Origin of the sequence: Vibrio sp. 10N.286.49.E11 (assembly GCF_041469505.1) — a bacterium.
In the GTDB taxonomy this organism is placed as follows: Bacteria; Pseudomonadota; Gammaproteobacteria; order Enterobacterales; family Vibrionaceae; genus Vibrio; species Vibrio crassostreae_C.
Genome location: NZ_JBFRKQ010000047.1, coordinates 1 through 18,319 on the forward strand (window position 1 = coordinate 1; position 18,319 = coordinate 18,319).

14 protein-coding genes and 3 pseudogenes are annotated in these 18,319 nt (G+C 44.8%); 5 read left to right on the forward strand and 12 right to left on the reverse strand.

Features of this window, described 5'->3' with window-relative positions:
- The first annotated feature begins 144 nt into the window (after window positions 1-144).
- Both AB4167_RS10920 and AB4167_RS10925 read left to right on the forward strand, forming a co-directional pair.
- A complete protein-coding gene (locus AB4167_RS10920; protein WP_372136524.1) occupies window positions 145-960 on the forward strand; it encodes a TauD/TfdA dioxygenase family protein in 816 nt (271 codons plus the stop codon).
- Window positions 961-1,216: 256 nt separating this feature from the next.
- Window positions 1,217-3,265, forward strand: coding sequence for a response regulator (locus AB4167_RS10925; RefSeq protein WP_136982157.1), 2,049 nt, complete (start codon window positions 1,217-1,219; stop codon window positions 3,263-3,265).
- Between the two features lie 150 nt (window positions 3,266-3,415).
- On the opposite strand, the gene cqsA is transcribed toward AB4167_RS10925, so the two are convergent.
- Together cqsA and AB4167_RS10935 are read right to left on the reverse strand one after the other, a co-directional pair.
- The gene (gene cqsA / locus AB4167_RS10930; protein WP_372105025.1) at window positions 3,416-4,597 is read right to left on the reverse strand and encodes an alpha-hydroxyketone-type quorum-sensing autoinducer synthase; all 1,182 of its coding nucleotides are present in this window, start codon (window positions 4,595-4,597) and stop codon (window positions 3,416-3,418) included.
- 289 nt (window positions 4,598-4,886) lie between these two features.
- Window positions 4,887-6,176: pseudogene (locus tag AB4167_RS10935) on the reverse strand (PLP-dependent aminotransferase family protein); the annotation flags it as partial.
- On the opposite strand from AB4167_RS10935, the pseudogene AB4167_RS10940 reads away from it, so the two are divergent.
- Window positions 6,167-6,898: pseudogene (locus tag AB4167_RS10940) on the forward strand (DMT family transporter); the annotation flags it as partial. The pseudogenes AB4167_RS10935 and AB4167_RS10940 sit on opposite strands and share 10 nt — an antisense overlap.
- Window positions 6,899-7,015: 117 nt before the next feature.
- On the opposite strand, the pseudogene AB4167_RS10945 reads toward AB4167_RS10940, so the two are convergent.
- Window positions 7,016-7,153: pseudogene (locus AB4167_RS10945) on the reverse strand (GTP-binding protein); the annotation flags it as partial.
- A gap of 449 nt (window positions 7,154-7,602) precedes the next feature.
- Between AB4167_RS10945 and ihfA the strand changes: the two are divergent.
- Window positions 7,603-7,899, forward strand: a complete 297-nt coding sequence (gene ihfA / locus AB4167_RS10950) for an integration host factor subunit alpha (RefSeq protein WP_004734853.1) — start codon at window positions 7,603-7,605, stop codon at window positions 7,897-7,899.
- A gap of 172 nt (window positions 7,900-8,071) precedes the next feature.
- Here the strand turns inward: ihfA and AB4167_RS10955 are convergent, their stop codons facing one another.
- Both AB4167_RS10955 and AB4167_RS10960 read right to left on the reverse strand, forming a co-directional pair.
- Window positions 8,072-9,067, reverse strand: a complete 996-nt coding sequence (locus AB4167_RS10955) for an ABC transporter substrate-binding protein (RefSeq protein ID WP_102427801.1) — start codon at window positions 9,065-9,067, stop codon at window positions 8,072-8,074.
- 193 nt (window positions 9,068-9,260) lie between these two features.
- On the reverse strand, window positions 9,261-10,037 hold the full coding sequence (locus AB4167_RS10960; protein ID WP_017059130.1) for a RelA/SpoT domain-containing protein: 777 nt from the start codon (window positions 10,035-10,037) through the stop codon (window positions 9,261-9,263).
- A gap of 324 nt (window positions 10,038-10,361) precedes the next feature.
- Between AB4167_RS10960 and AB4167_RS10965 the strand changes: the two genes are divergently transcribed.
- Window positions 10,362-11,015 carry a thiopurine S-methyltransferase gene (locus AB4167_RS10965; RefSeq protein WP_229647254.1) on the forward strand — a complete coding sequence of 218 codons (654 nt, stop codon included), beginning with the start codon at window positions 10,362-10,364 and terminating at the stop codon, window positions 11,013-11,015.
- 114 nt (window positions 11,016-11,129) lie between these two features.
- Here AB4167_RS10965 and purT read toward each other — a convergent pair whose 3' ends face one another.
- From purT to AB4167_RS11000, 7 genes are all read right to left on the reverse strand, one after another.
- A complete protein-coding gene (gene purT, locus AB4167_RS10970) occupies window positions 11,130-12,305 on the reverse strand; it encodes a formate-dependent phosphoribosylglycinamide formyltransferase (protein WP_372136525.1) in 1,176 nt (391 codons plus the stop codon).
- A 167-nt stretch (window positions 12,306-12,472) separates the two neighbouring features.
- The gene (gene cdd / locus AB4167_RS10975; protein WP_372136526.1) at window positions 12,473-13,360 is read right to left on the reverse strand and encodes a cytidine deaminase; all 888 of its coding nucleotides are present in this window, start codon (window positions 13,358-13,360) and stop codon (window positions 12,473-12,475) included.
- A 286-nt stretch (window positions 13,361-13,646) separates the two neighbouring features.
- Window positions 13,647-14,324 carry an LrgB family protein gene (locus tag AB4167_RS10980; protein ID WP_017059134.1) on the reverse strand — a complete coding sequence of 226 codons (678 nt, stop codon included), beginning with the start codon at window positions 14,322-14,324 and terminating at the stop codon, window positions 13,647-13,649.
- 2 nt (window positions 14,325-14,326) lie between these two features.
- On the reverse strand, window positions 14,327-14,698 hold the full coding sequence (locus AB4167_RS10985) for a CidA/LrgA family protein (RefSeq protein ID WP_004734867.1): 372 nt from the start codon (window positions 14,696-14,698) through the stop codon (window positions 14,327-14,329).
- A gap of 25 nt (window positions 14,699-14,723) precedes the next feature.
- Window positions 14,724-16,148: an exodeoxyribonuclease I gene (gene sbcB, locus AB4167_RS10990; RefSeq protein ID WP_017070926.1), complete on the reverse strand. Its 1,425-nt coding sequence runs from the start codon at window positions 16,146-16,148 to the stop codon at window positions 14,724-14,726.
- Between the two features lie 206 nt (window positions 16,149-16,354).
- A complete protein-coding gene (locus AB4167_RS10995; protein ID WP_280532941.1) occupies window positions 16,355-17,203 on the reverse strand; it encodes a sterol desaturase family protein in 849 nt (282 codons plus the stop codon).
- A gap of 87 nt (window positions 17,204-17,290) precedes the next feature.
- A complete protein-coding gene (locus AB4167_RS11000; protein WP_372136527.1) occupies window positions 17,291-18,304 on the reverse strand; it encodes a DUF2804 domain-containing protein in 1,014 nt (337 codons plus the stop codon).
- Window positions 18,305-18,319 lie beyond the last annotated feature (15 nt).

Here is an 18,319-nt window from a genome sequence, read left to right on the forward strand (position 1 = left end):
GGCCTCCTCCTACTCGATTCGGAGAGACGACTTTCTATTTCAAGTGAGAAAGAAAATCAGCATTTACCCGGTTTACAGTTAGTAGTCAGATTAGCCTAGTAGCCAGATCCGCCCTGCAACTCAATATCACCAATAAGCGAAAGTATGTTGAAAATAGAACCCATTACTCCTCACATCGGCGCTCGTATTCACGAACTAGAGCTTTCTACATGCAGTGCTGATGAACTAGATAAGGTGTATCAGGCACTTATTGCCCATCAAGTGATCTTTCTCGACGGGCAGACTTTGTCTCCAGAACAACACTTGATGATTGCACAGCGCTTTGGAACGTTAGAACTTGCACATCCTTTCTTCCCTCGCGTGGAAAGTGCGCCACAGGTGAGTGTGATTGAAACAACCCGTGGCAATGCGCCAAAGGAAAGTTATTGGCATACCGACTTAACGTGGCGCAGCTTGCCGTCGAAAGCTTCCCTGTTGCATGCTCAACACATTCCAAGCATTGGTGGTGACACTATCTGGTGTTCTATGACTGCGGTTTTTGAATCTCTACATGAAGATATGAAAGCTAAGTTGAGAGGGTTGTCGGCGACTCATTCGCTTGTGGCCTTTGAAGGTATAGAATCAGAAGACATTGATCTCGATTGGCACAAATCCTTGATTAAAACAGCACAGGAGAATCCGCCAGTGGTTCACTCTGTTGTTCAAGTTCATCCTGAAACGGATAAAGAAACGCTCTGTATCAATGAACAGTTTACTCGTTATATCAACGAACTCGACCGCAAAGAGAGTGATGTTTTACTCAGCCAACTGTTTGAAATTGCGAGACGCCCTGAGTTTCAAGTTCGTTTCAAATGGGACAACGGCTCAATGGCGATCTGGGATAACAGGATAACGCAACATTACGCAGTGATAGATTACGGGGATACTCCAAGAAAAATGCATCGAGTAACAGTGACATAGCGGTAAGCTGAACACAGTTATCAAAAGAACACCGCGCATGCCCATCCCTGAACCAAGCACTCGTACTTAAATTTAAGCGTCAGCAGGGTGCATCATTCATCTACGCTTAATAATAAAAACAAATGCGTTGGTACATATTTGATTGAAACCTCACTGCTCGGACGTGATGTGTAATATAATCGGCGCCAAAATATAAGTATAAAAACCAAATCATAGAATTAATAAACGTCAGGGCTTAGAGAGCAAAGTATTTCGTATGAACGCGATTCGTAAAGTTTACCAGTACGCAGAACCGAATTTAACCCTCGTGGGTTGGATGGGCTTTGTCGGCTTCCCAATTTACTACATTGTGTGGGAGTTTTTGTTCCCGCAACCCTACGAAAACTTAGCGCTTCGCCTGTTTTGCTCGGTATTGTTCTTTGGCATTATATTTCGCAATCGCGTCCCATTTGAATGGCGAAAATACCTTCCGGCTTATTATCAAGTTGCCGTAACTATCTGTTTGCCAGGTTTCTTCTTCTACATGCTGCTAATGAATAATTGGTCCAACGTTTGGGTTATGTCATTCATGTCGGCTATTTTCCTCCATATTTTATTGGTGCACGTGACGAGAGTGATGTTTGCACAAACCTTTGCCGGTATTGGGATTGCTACCTTGTGCGCTTGGATTGCACAAGGCTTCTACCTCGAACTCACAATGGATTGGACGCATGTGCCAATCTTTTTGTTTATCTACTTATTCGGCAACTTGTTCTACTTCCGCAATCAGGTGGAACATGAAAACAAGGTGTCATTGGCGAAGTCTTTTGGTGCGGGTATTGCCCATGAGATGCGAAACCCTCTAAGCGGATTACTTACCTCTATTGATGTCATGCAGTCCATATTGCCGAACCCTAAAAGTGGCGATCAAAAAGGGCAATATGCGTTAAGCAATGAAGAAGTGATTCAGTTGCGTGAAGTGGGCGATGAAGCGATGGAGATCATTCATTCCGGTAACGAAACGATAGATCTGTTACTGACTTCAATTGATGAAAACCGAGTCTCTCGATCTACGTTTAAGAAGCATTCAGCGCAAGCGGTGGTTGAGGATGCGATAGACAGTTTCAATTACAAGCGCTCTGCTGATAAATCAGCAATCTCTTTAGACGTACAGAGTAACTTTGATTTCTTGGGTAGCGACACTTTGTTGAAGTACGTGATGTATAACTTGTTCAAGAACGCATTCCACCATCGCAGCCCTGAAGATTTTCATATTCATGTCACCATGTGTAGTGATGAAGTGGCCAATCAAATAATGGTTACCGATAACGGATCAGGCATCTCAAATGATGTGATTCGACGCATTTTTCAGGACTTTTATACTACTGGCCAATCGGGTAATTACGGCTTAGGTTTGCCATTTTGTCAGAAGGTAATGCGCTCGTTTGGTGGTGAAATTAAATGTCAGTCTGAAGTGGATCAATGGACACAGTTCACGATGACTTTTCCGTCTTTGTCTTCCCATTCGGTGAAAGAAATCAAGAATGAACTGACTAAACTTAAGACTGTGCTAATGGTGAGTGACCAGAAAGTTCTCACCAATAAAATGACTGAGGTAGCCCGTTTTATGGGGTTTGAGCTCACGGTGTTGGATGTAGCATCAGCGCTTAAAAATAAGGAATACCAGTTCGAATTCGACTTGATATTCGTTGACATGGAGAGCTTGGATTTAAGAGCAAGTTGCCTCGATAGGGTTGAATCGTTACTTTCATTCACTGAAGCTCGAATCATCTATTTGTATGAACATCACCCAATTAAACGTGTCCGAAACGTTGCTTTTGAACCTATTTGGGTGGAAACACAAGTTTGGCTACTGAATACCAAGGCGACCATCGAACGCTTACTTTTCGACTCCAACTATGTGATGCCATCAGTTTCTGTAAAACCGTTAGAGGCTATCAATAAGCGCACGATCATGGTGGTCGATGATAACGAATCTCTGCGCCGATTTACCGCGATGTTATTGGAAAAGCAGGGTTTTGATGTCGTGCAGAAAGAAGATGGGCAACAAGCCTTAGACGCGTTGGACAGCGATGATATTGATTTAATTCTGATGGATATCGAGATGCCAATCATGGACGGTGTTGAAGCTTCTCGTCGAATTCGAAGCGCTAACAAAGCATACTCTTCAGTGCCAATTATTGCTCACACGGGTGACAGTTCTCCTGTGACATTGGAAAAAATGGAATCATCAGGCATGTCAGATTTTATCGTGAAACCTGCCGACAAGAACCGACTATTCGATAAAATTGCTCACTGGATTTAGTGGATGTAATAGTCAGAAGTTCACGGCCATTGGGTAGACATAGATACAAGAAAGAGCTCAGCGAATGGCTGGGCTCTTTTTGTATCGCGACATGATAGCGTCCATTCAGTCCTGCCGTTGGTGTTGGTTATAAATATGGTTTGAACAAGGTTACACGAACTCTAACTCGGGGTGATGGTACGCTTCGTGACAAACCGTGAGCACATGGTCAATGTCTCTTGGCGTCATGTCGGCATTCACTGAAAAACGGATGATGTTTTTGTTCTTGCCAGTCGCAGGGCGGCAGAATACTGCACCGAACACATCACGCTGCTCTAGGAAGTCACGCACACGTTCAGTGTTTCTTTCATTGCCGCACTCTAGCGCTACAATTTGAGACTCACTGCGGATATTAAAGCCAATTCGCTTTAGCCCCGTAGTCAGCGATTTTGCCCGATTGAATAAGGCTTCTCGTTTGTCTTCCGCACCTTTGATCACCTCCAACGTTTTCTCTAAACGAACCACTTCTTGTGGTAACACTGTTGAGCTAAAAATCGCAGGGTACGCCACAAACGGCAAGGTTTTAGACAGTTGTTTAGGGCCAAGGATTGCCCCGGCGCGATAAGCAAAGGTTTTTGCCAAGCTAACGGTGATGAAGTCGACTTGGTTGGTGAGCCCCAATGCTTGCACTAAGCCTGCACCATTCTCTCCATGTGTACCCAGTGAATGGGATTCATCAACGACGACCGCACAATCAAACTCTTGCGCCATTTCGTAGATGTCGCGCAGTGGGGCAATGGTGCCTATTGTGCTGTAAACCGAGTCGACAACAATGACACCTGAGCCGTGGCGCTCTAACTGTTTGCGTAGGTGATTCATATTGTTATGCATAAACGGATGGGCAACTGCGCCGGCAGCCCGAATCCCTTCCCATAGCGACATGTGTGCAAGGAAATCAATATACACAGGTGTGCCCGGTGGGCAGATGGTTTGCAATAGCCCAATATTGGCCGCCCAGCCCGATTGAGAAAGCAAACAGCTCTCCATTCCAACATAGTTCGCAAGCTCAGTTTCGAACGCAGGTTTAGACTGATCATCTTGTAAGAAAATGGCAGACATCACCACGTTGTCATCGTGCTCACAGATCGCCGCTTGATGGGCTTGTTGGATCTGTTTGTTGTGTGACAGCGCTAAGTAATCATTGCTCTGCATCACAACGGAATTACGCTGGGGGCGTTTACCCAATACTAAATGCTTCTGGCTTTGGTTCTGGGTAATCAGGTCTTGAATATAGAAGTTCAAGCGTTCTTCGATAAAGGAAGGTAGTGGTTTGTTTTTTGTTTTATCACTCATAATAGTTCTCTTCAAATACAGGAAAACGCCAGCGCTGACGGCTGTATATTGACGATAAAAAGTGATGTGTCATTAGCCAAGTTGCATAATTTTGTGGGTGCTTGCAAACTCAGCATTTAAGGGTTTTGAGGCGAGTGGGTTTCCTTACGGTTCGGGGCTTTACCCGAATTAAGATAGGAATAATAGCCTTCTTTTTTATGACAAAAGGCTATTAGAATTCGGTATTCGAAGGCATTTAAAAAAGCGGATTTTGAAAGGCTACGTGCTACGTGCTACGTGCTACGTGCTGTTAGCTGTGAATATGGATAAGCTCGATTAAGGCATCCAATTGCTGCTTGGCTCCACCCTCTAACGAATACCCAATATTGATGCGTAAGCAATTGCTGTAAAGGTCGAGAGTGCTGAACAGGTGTCCAAGCCTAATATCAATGTTCTTCTCGGTAATGCCCTGAGCAAAGGCTGACTGGTTCAAGCTTGGGGTTTGCAGCCAAAGCACCATGCCACCTTGTGGATTACTTATCTTCACATCTTGAGGAAGGTGCTGAGCCAAATAACTTAGGTATTGTTGGCGCAAAGACAAGATCTGAGTGCACCTTCTCCTCACGTGCTTAGCGTATTGGCCAGATCCAATAAAGTCAGCAACCGCAAGCTGAGTGGGCAGGGCAACGCCGTAGCTCGCAGCTGAGAACTGAGCCTTGTATTCGTTGATAAACCTGCCCGGCAAGCACCATCCCAAACGGTAACTCGGTGACAAACTTTTCGATACGGATCCACACCATAAGACAAAACCGCCTTTGTCGTAGTATTTCGCGGGGAGCGGCGTGTGTGAGGAGTAGGACAGTTCCAGATACACATCATCTTCTTCAATGATCGGCACTCGATAATGATTCGCTAATTCAGCCAGTTTCTGCTTTTGAGTGGCTGACATGTTGATCCCTTGAGGGTTCATATGAGAGGTACAAAAGATCGCGGCATCGACTTGTTTATTTTTCAAATGCGCTTCTAGCTGTTGCAAGTCGACACCATCATCGAGCGATGGGATCTCGATGATTTTTCGCGACATTTGTCCGAGCAATTCCAGAATACCGTTAAAACATGGCGAGCTAATAGCGATGGTGTCGCCTTCTTTAGTGCAAGATTCAAGTGCGGCCTTAATCGCAGACATACAGCCAGCCGTAATCACCATCTCTTCAGGTGAAAAGTGCACATCGAGCTTGGCAAAATGAGTGGATAATGCCTGTCGTAAAATCGGCTCACCTTGTGTATCTGGGTAATGGTTAAGCCTGTTGCTCATACGCCTAATAGCGCGACGAAAACTTCGTTCCAGTTCAACGATCGACTGCTCATCATTAGTGGTGCTCGAAACCCCTAAAGGCCCATTGATTGAGTTGTGAGTCGATGAGGTTTGCCTAACGCTGGACACCTTACTCTCAAACTGTGCCCACTCTGGGGTTGAGTGAGCAGGTTTATGAGGAGAAACAAAATATCCCGCTTGCGGTCGAGAATGAATCCAACCTTGTGATTCCAGTTTTTGGTAGCAGCTCACCACGGTCGACATGCTGATCGCCTGTTGCTTGGCGCTACTTAGTCAGTTATGGCTTTGTGTTCGGTGTGGGTATTTGGGGGATGGCTTCATGGTCGATCACTGCTGGTTTATCGTCTGGGCTTTCATCGGTCTTACTTTCAACCAACGTATTAATCGGCATGGCGGTTGGCGTGTGGGTGTTCAAGGAGAGTGCTTCCGTTCGTAAGTTATTGGGTGCGATGCTAGCCATGTGTGCGTTGGCGGTATTGGTATCAGCAGCTACGGGTAATGTCACCGTTAATGGCGTGATCTTGATTATGATTGCGGCGTGCAGTTGGACCTTGATGGGCGTGATTGTTAAGGCATCGAAAACCACTCAAGCATTTGCATTTAATGTCTGGGGGATGTTGTTTGCTCCGGTGCCATTAGTGTTATTTGCCGTGATGTTACATGGTGACCAAATTATCTGGCAGGGCATCGAACAATGGGATTGGAACACGACGATTGCGGTGCTGTTTCAGGCTTACCCAACCACGCTATTTGGTTATTGGGTATGGAATAAGCTGCTAATCCAATACCCTTTAAGCACGACCGCGCCGTTAACCTTGTTAGTGCCTATCTTCGCATTGATTAGCGGTTACTTTATGTATGATGAGGTGCTGTCTGTGGCTCAGGTTGTTGCATCAATACTGTTTCTTGTCGGAATTGGTTTGATTGTGAAACCTGCGAATGTAACGAATACCAAAGCGACACAAACACTTGCTGAACAAAAATGATTGAAGAAAGCTGATATTGCATGAGCAGCTTTGAATGACAAATAAGACCTCGCACTTGTGAGGTCTTATTCTATGTCGAAGAAGTGAAGTTATTTAAATAACCAACTTACTAAGCAATCAACTAACCATACACGCAAGTAACTGGCTCTCAAGATCATCGTCTATTTCTAGACCGATCATTTCTATTCTGATTTCGATACACTCATCGAGTTCTGATTCCGTCAAGCCATCCTCTGTTAAGTTGTAACCGAAAACCTCAAAAGAACATAGGCTTTTATAAGTGAATTCGAATTAAATTCTGAAATGATACAAATCTTATATTTAATAACGCTTATTTAGTAACCTCTGTTGAGTCCCATATCAAATCAAGTGGCTGATTTTATTGGGTATCGGAGAAAAGTCTCAAAAATTATTATTTAGTTCGCTAAAGTTTTAAATTCTATTAATGGTTGTTTGTATGGAATATAACGCCATTTCGTTACTGTTGAGTAGATGGTTTTTAGCTATATATGTGAAATTTGAAGCGAGTTATCTTTCTGATTTGAAAGAATAATTAAATAGTTAAGATAAAAAAGTTGGCGAAAATCAGAAGCTTGGCATACACTTTCCTAGTAAATGACCTTATCTCATTGATTGAATAGGGTAAATGCTTTGGCGCTACTGGCGATGGTAGCAATGTTTAACATAGCTTTGAGGAAAGTTTTATGGCACTCACGAAGGCCGATTTGGCTGAGAACCTGTTTGAGACACTCGGATACAGCAAGCGGGATGCCAAGGAAACGGTGGAAGTGTTTTTCGAAGAAGTTCGTAAAGCGCTCGAAAATGGCGAACAGGTAAAACTGTCTGGTTTTGGTAATTTTGATCTTCGCGAGAAAAACGAGCGACCTGGTCGTAACCCGAAAACAGGTGAAGACATTCCAATTTCTGCTCGACGTGTTGTTACTTTTAGACCGGGACAAAAACTAAAGGCCCGTGTCGAAAATATTAAAATCGAGAAGTAGCCAAGCAATAGACCACGCCTAGCGTGGTCTTTTTGTATCTGCATAGAGTTTAAGCTAAACGCATTTCTTTAATTTTTAGTAACCTTTCTCAAACTCCATCTATTTACTGTCCGGTAAGAACTTGCTTTAGATGCGAAAACAGAGGCTAGGCCTCTGACTTTGAATCTTCACTCTAAAGGGCTTGTTGAACCTTACTTGCGATGTCTTCAGACACCCAAGGCTTCCATACCTGTGGTGAGCTTTCTAGAAAGTAATACATGGCTTCTTCGGCGTCGGCTTGGTTGTCTTCCATCCAGGCCAGCAACTCACTCATTTGTTTATTGGTAAAACCACGCTTTTCAAAGTATTGGTAGGCAAGAGGTTCGTTATTAGCAAAGGCTTCTGTGGTGATTGTGTGAACCGGTGCTGGTGGATACATGGTCACTTTAGGAGATTCACAATCAGGTTGTGTCGTACAGTTACGGAATTCCTCAATGTCAGTACCACTTCCGAAATCAACCTTCACCATTTCATACTTACCTAGCACAGGCGTAGGCGACCAGTAATATCCAAACCATGCTTTTTTGCGTTCGTAAGCTTTCGCTATCGTACCTGCTAAAGCGGCGCCTGAGCCGGGGTCAACCATTTCAAAATTGTGATCTTCTAACTTAAGCGCATCGAACAGGTGACCGGAGGTAATCTGACAAGTCCAACCCGCAGGGCAGCTATAAAACGCAAACTTCTCATCATCTTCTGGGTGTTCAAACAGCTTTGCGTTTTTAATCACACCTTCAATGGTTGTAAGCTCTGGGTACTGTTCAACAAGGTAGTTTGGTACCCAGAAACCTTCTTCACCGCCGTTGACCAAAGACTTGCCCGCGTAACGTAGACGCTTATCCGCAACACCCTTATCCAACGCTTCTTTGATGCCATTAGTCCAAAGCTCTGGCGCAACATCAGGTTGACCTTTTTCGATCATTGACGTGCCCGTAGGGACGCTATCACCGGGGATTAAGTCCGCTTCACAGCCGTAGCCGTTATTCAAAATGAATTGGTCGACATGAGCAATAAGGCTCGCCGAGTTCCAGTTCATGTCTGCAATGGTGATCTTTCCGCATTCGTCAGCACTAGCGTGTACAGAAAACGCAGCAAGTAGCGCGATGGAAAGCATGGATTTGTTATTCTGCATTGACGTAATTCCTTTTCTTGTCAGAAGCTTATTCGCTATAGAAACAGAAATGTTCGACGGAGAAAAGAGACTGAGATCTAAATTTAAACGATCTGATTATTTGGGATAGGAAGTGGAGAGGCTACTCAACAAGTACTAAAAAGGGCTGCGAGTGCAGCCCTTGTGATGTTTATTGGAATAGCCTATCTATGTGTTAAGCCGCTTTAATGTGCGTTGTAATGTACGGTTGCCATGCTTGTTGGTAAAGCTCTAAAGATTGGCGTCGTAGGCTATTGATTTGTGCCGCTTCGATATCGTTGATTGGGCGATGTTCTGCAATTGCGTGACGCTCAATGCCTTGGATAATTTCGTACAGCTCGTGCTCAGGACCACTTTTCACGTCAGCAATCGCTTTTAAGTGAAGTTGAACCTCTGCAATGATGTTGGTTTTAGGTAAACGAACCAACAAGTTAAGGTCACGGTAACCAGAGTCAGCCGGCGATTTAAACTTATTTTTCAGCTTAACAACGTCTGCTTCACGGCTTAGCGCTTCGTAAACTTCAACCAAGCTCTCTACATCGTTCGCGATGATAGTTGCACGGGCTAAGTCGGTAATTTTTGTCACATCACCATCAAGCTCAAGGGCGATTTTTTCTTCTGCGCGAGCTTGAGATTTAACGCCAGCAAATAGCGCTTCAGAATTGGTGAGTAGGGCAGTACTTTTACAGATAGTTTCTAGTTCAGCTTGGCCTTGATGCGCTTTGCTGTACAAAATATCGAAGTCGGTGTAAGGCTGAGTCGGGCGTGAGTCGAAGGCTTTGATGCCGTAAAGGCCGCTCAAACTATGACGGAATACGTTTGAAGATACTTGGTTTTGCGCAGGAGTGCGCGTTTGATCTGTTGAACTTGTTGAAACAGGTGCTGCTGCGAATGCAGGCGCTCGGCTCAATACCAAAAGCATTAGGGCCGTCGTACGGAGAAATACACTCATTAAAACTCCAAAATACAAGGTTACAAAAAACGGGTAGTCAAAAGGGGTAACCAGTAACGCACAAGAGTAAAAACAGCTTAACTAAACTCACTACATATTTAATGGGGCTAGCTAAGACAGAAACCAACTCTAACGTTTAATATTGCTTTAAAATGTGAAGATATAGACAAATAATCCAACCGTTAGTTCCGCAATTATCAGAACTTTGAACTTAGCCAGTTTCTGATTTTATCGAAATCAATTTAGTACTTTAAACCAAGCTAAGGTTGCTCTTACCTCTCTATACTGTACCCTTGCATTATGACTGTTTAACATGAACGAAAGATGAATAATCCTGAATTTTGGCACAATAAATGGGCAGCCAACCAAATTGGTTTCCACCTCGAAGATGTAAACCCACTTCTGATTAAATTTTGGGAAAATACTGAGCCTAGCTACGAGAAGAGTGTGTTTGTTCCACTTTGTGGCAAAAGTGAAGATCTGATTTGGCTAGCTTCAAAGCATGAAGATGTTCAAGGTGTCGAGTTAAGCCAGATTGCGGTTCGCGCATTTTTTGCAGAGCACCTTTATACCCCGACTGTGACTCAAATTAGCGGTCAGCACGAGCTCTACCAATTCGATGAATTGAGTGTTTACACGGGAGACTACTTCACAGCGCCTATTCAGCCTGTTGACATTATTTATGACCGAGCTTCTTTAGTGGCATTGCCTGAAGAGATGCGAGTGCAGTATGTCGAGCGTTTGAAACAACTACTGAAACCGGGTGGTAAGATTCTTTTGGTAACACTGGATTACGACCAAAACGAAATGGCTGGGCCTCCGTTTAGCGTGCCTAAGCTAGAAATCGATCAGTTGTTCGCAGGTTATAAGATCACATTGTTGAATCAGGACATCGCAGACGATGAACATCCGAAGATTGCTAAGAAAGGTTTGTCTCGCTTCTGTGAAGAAGTGTATTTGATTGAGTCAGACGCTTAAGTTCAGTCTGCTTAGTTAAGCCAACAGATAACACCAACAAAAAGACGGGCTCGATAGCCCGTCTTTTTTATTGTTCAGATTTGAACTCGTGATTGTTCAGAATTGAATAGCAGGTTAGTAAATCACTTTTACTTTTGACGCGCTCTCAATTGCATCTTCAATCGCTGTCTCAGTGCTGTTGCGACGAGTAAGCGCCACACCAAGACGACGGCGACCATCGATATCAGGCTTACCAAACAAGCGAACTTGCGTTTGTGGTGCGTCTAGCGCTTCTGCAAGGCCTTCAAAGCGAATGTTGGTTGAAGTACCTTGGCCAAGGATAACCGCTGATGCACAAGGGCCGTATTGCGTGATTGATTTGATCGGCATACCAGTAAATGCGCGTACGTGCAGTGCGAATTCCGATGAGTCTTGAGACATCAATGTTACTAGGCCTGTATCGTGTGGGCGAGGGGATACTTCGTTGAAGATAACGTGATCGCCTTTAACAAATAGCTCGACACCAAAGATACCGTGGCCACCTAGTGCATTAACCACTTGTTCAGCCGTGTATTGCACGGCTTTAAGTGCGTTGTCTGACATCACTTGTGGCTGCCATGATTCGCGGTAATCACCGTCTTCTTGGCGGTGACCGATAGGCGCACAGAAGTGAACACCGTCGACTGCGCGAACGGTAAGTAGCGTAATTTCGTAATCGAAGTCGATGAAGCCTTCAACGATTACACGACCCGCGCCAGTACGACCGCCTTCTTGTGCGTAGTCCCAAGACTTCTGAATGTCTTCCTCTGTTTTGATAACGCTTTGGCCTTTACCTGAAGAGCTCATTACTGGCTTAACAACGCAAGGCATGCCCACGAATTCAACAGCGGAAGCGAAGTCTTCAAAGGTGTCTGCAAAGCGGTAAGGTGAAGTGCTCAGTTTGAGTTCTTCTGCGGCTAGACGACGGATACCTTCGCGGTTCATCGTTAGCTTGGTCGCATTCGCAGTTGGAACGAGATTTAAGCCTTGCGCTTCTAGCTCTACCAACTTGCTGGTGGCAATAGCTTCAATTTCAGGAACCACATAATCTGGTTTTTCTAGCTCAATGATAGCTTGTAGCGCATCACCATCTAACATGTCTAATACATGGCTACGGTGCGCAACTTGCATTGCGGGTGCGTCTGCGTAACGGTCACATGCAATAACTTCCAAGCCTAAACGTTGGCACTCGATAGCAACTTCTTTGCCGAGTTCACCTGAACCTAATAGAAGTACACGAGTAGCATTTTCACGAGTAGCAGTACCAAACATAGAAATTCCTTCCGATCTTTTGAACGATTGATTGAAAACGGGGTGATCATACTTATTTCAATGATAAAAGCAAACGTTTGCGCAAGTTGTTGCGTTAATTACAGGTATAAAAAAAGCAGCCCCGTTAAATAGGGCTGCTTATTTAAAATTTTGTTAATTAGATGTACTTAGATTGCTAAGTAAGTCACTGGAATGTCGGGATTAATCGCTTCTAATGTAGACTGCGTATCCGCTAGGTGACTGATACTACCTTCGGCAATTTCAACCAACGCTGCACTTTCAATCTGTTCAAAATCGAAGCTAGCCAGTTTAAGTTGAATCAACGCCACTTGTAGAGGAGGTAAGCTCGGGTTGAACGCTGCGTTTTCAGCGTAAGCACCGGTGAAAATCTCACCCGACGTCAATTGCAGTGAAACACCACTTAGGTTTTTGGTGTAAGGAGCATGGCTGCGGTTTAGTGCTGCTAGCGCTTCTACAACAATAGGCGTTGTTTCTTCAGTCGTGTGCTTATGATCAAGCTTAGTCATTAGGCCAGTCGTCACACCTAAGTCGGCAGGGCCGAATGAGTCTGGTAGGTACTCTTGCAGAGACATTTCATCACGTTGTGGAAGCTGAACTTTAAGTTCTTTTGCTGTGGTCAGTTCGTTCATGAATTGACGACAGTGACCACAAGGGCTGAAATTGATTGTGATATCAGAGATACCTTGCTCGCCTTTCATCCAAGCGTGGCTGATTGCAGATTGCTCAGCGTGAACGGTTTGACCAAGTTGAGCACCAGCGATTTCAAGGTTTGCACCAAAATACAGAGTACCAGACAAACCACGCACGATTGCACCAACATAAAAGTCAGATAACGGAGCGTAAGAATACGCTGCGGCAAAAGGAAGTAGCGCAATACGTAGTTCGTCATCCGCTAGACCACTTGCTTGCAGTAGGCTAGCAAATTGTTCTGGAGACAATGTCGCGTCAAAGTTGTCTGCTAATACGATGTCACTCAAAAGCGCTTTCATTGATGATGGAGCACTTTCCAGCGCCAGGGTAATACGACTGTTCATGTTGAATCCTTAATTGACCTTAGGCTTTAAGTTTATGCAATGCTCAGGAATTTTCTGTGATAAAGATCACTATTGAATTGTTGTTGTTACATTGGTTTGCATAATTAGAGTGAGGTCACACTTGAAATCGATTACAAGCGCCATTTATACAGCTGATATCGCACTTATTGCTCGTAAAAGACCGTGACTTGACTGCTATTGCTAAATAATTGCGAATAAAAAGCCCAAACAGACACTGTAATAAACAGCATTCTGGTTGGGCTGAATCGCGTAGTGATCGTTTAGGTTAAGAATAGAACCAAACCACGAGCGAAAATATACTCGGTGCGATGATTGAGGTAATGACGCCACAAAGCACAAGAGCCAAAGAACTGAATGCTGCATCTTCCTGATTCTTTTCCGCACAAGTCGCGGTGCCTAAAGCGTGAGACACGGTACCCATGGTTAAACCACGGGCGATCGGGCTCTTAATACCAATGAGGTTGTAGATTGGGTAAGCAAAAATTGCCCCAAATAGACCCACAATCAATACCAGTATTGCCGCAATCGCTGCTTCACCACCTAAATGGCTCGATACTTCCATTGCAATTGGCGTGGTGACTGATTTGCCTAACAAGCTCGCAATCAAAGTTAAGTCCGCTTTAAATGCTACTGCGATCACTGCCGTTGTTGTCATCGACATCACACTGCCTAGCGTGCACGCAAAGGTAATGATGCGCCAGTTGGCTCTGATTTGAGGTAGCTGCTCATAAAGTGGGTAAGCAAGTGCAACAACCGCAGGCTGCAGCATGTAGGTAATCCAAGTGTTGTCAGCATAGTAAGTCTCAAACGGTACTCTAAAGAACGTGAGAATCGGAATGATGATACCAATGCTGATAAGCAGGGGGTTACACAGCGGCGAGTTTACTTTTTGACTTACCCAGCGAGCAAATAGGAATACCACGATGGTGAGTAGAATCCACATGATCAGTTACCTCTCGAAAGCAAGCGGTCTAAGAACCATGATAAGGATACTAACACCAATAATGTGCCACCAACGGCGCTCGCCATAATTGGCAATGCGTTCGCGATGAGCATGTCGAAGTGATCCATCAACCCAACACTGATCGGAACAAACAGTAAGATCATTAGGCGGATAATCAAGCTTGCGCCGGGTTGTACCCAGTGCGAAGGAACAATACCAATCACCATGGCGGCAAACAGAATCAACATGCCAAAAATACTGCCAGGGATTGAGGTATCCAAAAAGTGCTGTAACGCGTTACCTGCTGTAAGTGCACCTATGATTAAGGTGAAGGAGATTAAGCAGTAAACCAGTTGGATCAATCTTTCTTTCAAAGTGTTACGTCTCTTGATAATGGAATTAGCTAGCTAACTTTTCTACGTACTGATAAACCGCCTTCAAGATAGCCATTTTCTTCTCGTCGCTTTCATGTTCGTGCGCGAGGTTTTCAAGGTTGAGCATGTACTCTTCTAAACGGCACTCATAAAACTCACGACAATGGTTCGCCCATTTCAATTGCTCAGCTTCGTCGAGCGTCCATGGGAAGTTACGCGCACGGTAACGGAACAGTAACGGTTTAATTCGTTCGTCACTGAAGGTGATATCCAAAGCCGCCAAGTTGTTCGGGTCAGTTTCGCGAATGATGTTCATCGCTGTTTTATCAGCAGGTGAAAAGAAACCGTCGTAAAGGTGTGTATCAACATCATCACTCTTTTCGTACTCGCGCTCTTGTGAATACAGGCCGATCAGTTTTTCGCGGATCTCTGGGTGTTCGCGCAGCAGTGCCAAGTTTTTCAGGCATTGTTGGCGATCGATACCGATGGTTTCAGCATTTTCAGCCGTTAGCGTTTTGGCTGGAGCAAGAATAGGGCACTTGTTTAGCTGAACCAATTTGATGGGTACGGGTAGTTCGTCTTCACCCAGTTCACTGCGTTTGGTATAGAGCCTTTCTCTGAGTTCATCAGCGTCCAGTTCTAACAGTGGGCTTGGATCTTTGGCTAAATCAACCACGATAACCGCATTTTGATTGGTTGGGTGCCAAGCCATAGGCACAATCCAGCTGGTGTAGTTGCAGTCACGGCCAAACATGCCTGAAACGTGCATTAATGGTGTCATGTTTACGATATCAACCAGATCATTCAGCTTACGCTTATGACGCATGTTGTAAAGGTAATCGAACATCTTAGGTTGCGCAGCTTTCAGCTTCTTCGCTAACTCGATGGTCGCAATAACATCGGCCATCGCATCGTGCGCGTTCTCATGTTCAATGCCGTTTGCCACAGATAGGTGTTCCAGTTTGAAGCTTGGATAACCTTCTTCGTTCTCTGGCCAAACAATGCCTTCAGGGCGCAGTGCGTGAACAGCGCGCATTACATCTAATAAATCCCAACGCGAGTTGCCGTTCTGCCAACTCCACGCATATGGGTCGATGAAGTTTCGGTAGCAGGTGTAACGCGTTACCTCGTCATCGAATCGAATACTGTTGTAGCCAAGGCTTGTGGTGTTAGGTTTCGCTAACTCAGCATGGATCTTAGCGATAAACTCTGGCTCAGGGAGACCTTGTGAAGCCGCTTTTTGTGGTGTGATACGGGTGATCAGTGCAGCTTCAGGCGCAGGGAGGTAATCAGCGGGAGGTTGGCAATAGATAACCAGAGGCTCTCCAATAACATTGAAATCTTGGTCGGTACGAACACCCGCAAACTGACTCGGACGGTCTTTTGCTGGGCTAACGCCCCATGTTTCGTAATCGAAAAAGAAGTAGGTTGGCTGATTATCTGAACTCATTAAATTTCCTGAACAGCAAGCGCGGAACGTTTACTGTGGCTGAAGGTTAGTTTTGTTCAGTATCTGATAGTATGCGGTACGCGTGCAACCCAGATCACAAATAAATTGCCGGAAAACGGTGCTTTACTATTCAATCGAGTCAGTGGGGAAGGTTTTGAAACCAATTGAGGCGGTTTCTTAGTTAATACAATCTGTCTATCGTCCGTTTAATCCGATGGAGGCGAGAGTATCAACTGGACTTTCTGCTTCATAGTTAGCTCTCGGTTCTTCAAATCTTTGAATATGGCCTTCCATTCTTGAAAGGTGACCACTATCGGGTTAAAACTGTTTACGGGTTTGGTGACGCCGTAACGTACGGTTTCAACTTCCGGTTCGAACGTACCAAACAACTTATCCCAAATGATCAAAACACCGGCGTAGTTCTTATCGATGTATTGCGGGTTTTTGCCGTGATGCACACGGTGGTGTGATGGGGTGTTAAAGATGTATTCAAGTGGTCCTAAGCTTCGTATCCATTGAGTATGTACAAAGAACTGCAAACCTAGATTGAGAAGCACCACAAAGATGACCCATTTAGGGTCGAAACCTATGATGACGAGCGGCACCCAAAACAACCACATGCCTGCGAATGGGTACATTAAGCTTTGACGGAAAGCCGTACTGAAGTTCATCTGTTCTGAACTGTGGTGCGCGACGTGCGCTGCCCACATCCAGCGAACGCGATGGCTTGCTCTATGGAACCAGTAATAGCAAAAGTCTTGCAACACCATCAACACAATGAAACTCAGCACGCCCATTTCAATGTCCATTAAACGCCAACCAAACATCAAGAGATACAACTGCACGACCAATAACCCGGTGAGCAAATCGGAGAGTTGATGCATTCCCGCAAGCGTGAAGTTACACATCACTTCTGAAAGTTTATAGCTGGAATTATCTGGCAATCGACCTTGCTTCTGACCGATAAAATACTCAGCCAACATGCACACCACGAATAAGGGCGCTAATACCAGCAGTAGCCATTCTGGGTGATTGATTAATGCGTCGATATTCATGTTTTATCCTTGTTGAGACGCCATACGCGTTCTTAGTATCAAGTTTACTTAGACTTGCTCGCCTGAGATTCAATCAGCAGAATTACGTTACCAGCGAGCAAAGTGATCTTCTGTTAGGCCAAGAACACCATCGAGTTGATGTGTCACTCCATTGTTGTCTTCAATCGAGCCAGAAAAGTGACCAATGAACTGACGAAAGTTACTCTTTAACAGCCATAAATTGAGCTTTTCGCTGCGGTTATTTAAGGGCGTAAAGGTCAGGTTTATACGTCCATCTTGTGATGTTATCTGCCAAGGTAAATTCGTGTCTTGGCGACTAAACGTAAACTGTACCGGGTTAAGTAAGTGTCTGGTTCCACTGACCCACAATACGTTTTCGCAGCCTCCAGTCTCATTCACGCCCGCAGCGAGATTTAGGCCAATATCTGTGCCATTGGATTGCGTGTTGATACTTGCCCAGCGCCAACTGGTTTCACGTCTCATGTAACCCGCTGAAAAGTCATAACCAGCATGAGCTTGTTCGAGAACGAGTGATTCTCCTTTGATTTGGATTTCACCGCTGATGCGCAAAGCATTGTGCTTTTGGGTGTAAGTCCAACCTGAATAACCCGTTGGGCTGCACATCGCCATGGGCAAGCTGTCGGTTTCAGGCTCTAAAGAAATATCGGCCTTGATGAATTTCGTATTCAAGCGAACTCGCCATTGTCCGCCCTCGATATAGAAAGCAATGCTTTGATCTGCAATGCTTGTCTTTCCTTCAAATGGTGAAGGCGTTACATGCTTATCAAACCCTAATGGCCTCAACCAAGATGACTCTTCTAGATGGTTGTTTTCAATATCGTACAGATAACAAAATGCCGAGCCCAAGTAGCGAATATCCGCGATAGCGACACCAATAATGTGCGTGTCGGTGACGATGCTGACAAATTGAAATTGTTTGTAGTGGAAGTGCTTCTGCCAAAGATTTGCTTTTGCATCCATCGAGTTTCGGTAGTCAAAGCTCTCGATGTTCAGGTGTTTGGGGATGCCATCGAAATGTCCAATGATCGGCTGACCATTAGAATCAATCAAACTGTGTGGGGCTGGGTTCGTTTTTATCATTGCGATGGTTCACAT

Bases quoted from the DNA above. Each gene is read 5' to 3' on its own strand.
- AB4167_RS11000 (WP_372136527.1), bottom strand. From the start codon at position 18,304: ATGATAAAAACGAACCCAGCCCCACACAGTTTGATTGATTCTAATGGT.
- AB4167_RS10995 (WP_280532941.1), bottom strand. From the start codon at position 17,203: ATGAATATCGACGCATTAATCAATCACCCAGAATGGCTACTGCTGGTA.
- cdd (WP_372136526.1), bottom strand. From the start codon at position 13,360: ATGAACAGTCGTATTACCCTGGCGCTGGAAAGTGCTCCATCATCAATG.
- purT (WP_372136525.1), bottom strand. From the start codon at position 12,305: ATGTTTGGTACTGCTACTCGTGAAAATGCTACTCGTGTACTTCTATTA.
- AB4167_RS10925 (WP_136982157.1), top strand. From the start codon at position 1,217: ATGAACGCGATTCGTAAAGTTTACCAGTACGCAGAACCGAATTTAACC.
- AB4167_RS10980 (WP_017059134.1), bottom strand. From the start codon at position 14,324: ATGTGGATTCTACTCACCATCGTGGTATTCCTATTTGCTCGCTGGGTA.
- sbcB (WP_017070926.1), bottom strand. From the start codon at position 16,148: ATGAGTTCAGATAATCAGCCAACCTACTTCTTTTTCGATTACGAAACA.
- ihfA (WP_004734853.1), top strand. From the start codon at position 7,603: ATGGCACTCACGAAGGCCGATTTGGCTGAGAACCTGTTTGAGACACTC.
- AB4167_RS10955 (WP_102427801.1), bottom strand. From the start codon at position 9,067: ATGCAGAATAACAAATCCATGCTTTCCATCGCGCTACTTGCTGCGTTT.
- AB4167_RS10965 (WP_229647254.1), top strand. From the start codon at position 10,362: ATGAATAATCCTGAATTTTGGCACAATAAATGGGCAGCCAACCAAATT.
- AB4167_RS10960 (WP_017059130.1), bottom strand. From the start codon at position 10,037: ATGAGTGTATTTCTCCGTACGACGGCCCTAATGCTTTTGGTATTGAGC.
- cqsA (WP_372105025.1), bottom strand. From the start codon at position 4,597: ATGAGTGATAAAACAAAAAACAAACCACTACCTTCCTTTATCGAAGAA.
- AB4167_RS10920 (WP_372136524.1), top strand. From the start codon at position 145: ATGTTGAAAATAGAACCCATTACTCCTCACATCGGCGCTCGTATTCAC.